We start from the raw sequence: 1,615 nt of genomic DNA, 5'->3' as shown, positions 1-1,615 counted from the left end.
ACATGCCAGCGTGCCTTCTCCCGAAGTTACGGCACCATTTTGCCTAGTTCCTTCACCCGAGTTCTCTCAAGCGCCTTGGTATTCTCTACCTGACCACCTGTGTCGGTTTGGGGTACGATTTAATGTTACCTGATGCTTAGAGGATTTTCCTGGAAGCAGGGCATCAACTACTTCTGCACCGTAGTGCATCGTCATCACGCCTCAGGGTTAGTATGCAACCGGATTTACCAGGTCACACCCCCTACACGCTTAAACCGGGACAACCGTCGCCCGGCTAGCCTAGCCTTCTCCGTCCCCCCTTCGCAGTAACACCAAGTACAGGAATATTAACCTGTTTCCCATCGACTACGCTTTTCAGCCTCGCCTTAGGGGTCGACTCACCCTGCCCCGATTAACGTTGGACAGGAACCCTTGGTCTTCCGGCGAGCGGGCTTTTCACCCGCTTTATCGTTACTTATGTCAGCATTCGCACTTCTGATACCTCCAGCAACCCTCACAGGCCACCTTCAACGGCTTACAGAACGCTCCCCTACCCAACAACGCTAAGCGTCGCTGCCGCAGCTTCGGTGCATGGTTTAGCCCCGTTACATCTTCCGCGCAGGCCGACTCGACCAGTGAGCTATTACGCTTTCTTTAAATGATGGCTGCTTCTAAGCCAACATCCTGGCTGTCTATGCCTTCCCACATCGTTTCCCACTTAACCATGACTTTGGGACCTTAGCTGGCGGTCTGGGTTGTTTCCCTCTTCACGACGGACGTTAGCACCCGCCGTGTGTCTCCCGTGATAACATTCTTCGGTATTCGGAGTTTGCATCGGTTTGGTAAGCCGGGATGGCCCCCTAGCCGAAACAGTGCTCTACCCCCGAAGATGAGTTCACGAGGCGCTACCTAAATAGCTTTCGGGGAGAACCAGCTATCTCCCGGTTTGATTGGCCTTTCACCCCCAGCCACAAGTCATCCGCTAATTTTTCAACATTAGTCGGTTCGGTCCTCCAGTTAGTGTTACCCAACCTTCAACCTGCCCATGGCTAGATCACCGGGTTTCGGGTCTATACCTTGCAACTAATCGCCCAGTTAAGACTCGGTTTCCCTACGGCTCCCCTATACGGTTAACCTTGCTACAAAATATAAGTCGCTGACCCATTATACAAAAGGTACGCAGTCACACCACGAAGGTGCTCCCACTGCTTGTACGTACACGGTTTCAGGTTCTATTTCACTCCCCTCGCCGGGGTTCTTTTCGCCTTTCCCTCACGGTACTGGTTCACTATCGGTCAGTCAGGAGTATTTAGCCTTGGAGGATGGTCCCCCCATATTCAGACAGGATGTCACGTGTCCCGCCCTACTCATCGAACTCACGACCTGTGCATTTTAGTGTACGGGGCTATCACCCTTTGCTGCGCGACTTTCCAGACGCTTCCACTAACACACAAGCCGATTCAGGTTCTGGGCTCCTCCCCGTTCGCTCGCCGCTACTGGGGGAATCTCGGTTGATTTCTTTTCCTCGGGGTACTTAGATGTTTCAGTTCCCCCGGTTCGCCTCATGCCACTATGTATTCATGACATGATAGTGTGTCGAAACACACTGGGTTTCCCCATTCGGGTATCGCCGGTT

General features: G+C 53.0%; 1 rRNA gene. It reads right to left on the bottom strand.

What is annotated here, in order from left to right:
- Positions 1 to 1,615 (bottom strand): 23S ribosomal RNA (locus ACJ8HT_RS24050); the annotation flags it as partial.

It is taken from the genome of Serratia sp. CY44782 (assembly GCF_052168715.1).
Classification (GTDB): domain Bacteria; phylum Pseudomonadota; class Gammaproteobacteria; order Enterobacterales; family Enterobacteriaceae; genus Serratia; species Serratia nevei.
The sequence above is the reverse complement of the archived record's forward strand: the minus strand, read 5'-3'. Positions and strand labels throughout refer to the sequence as shown.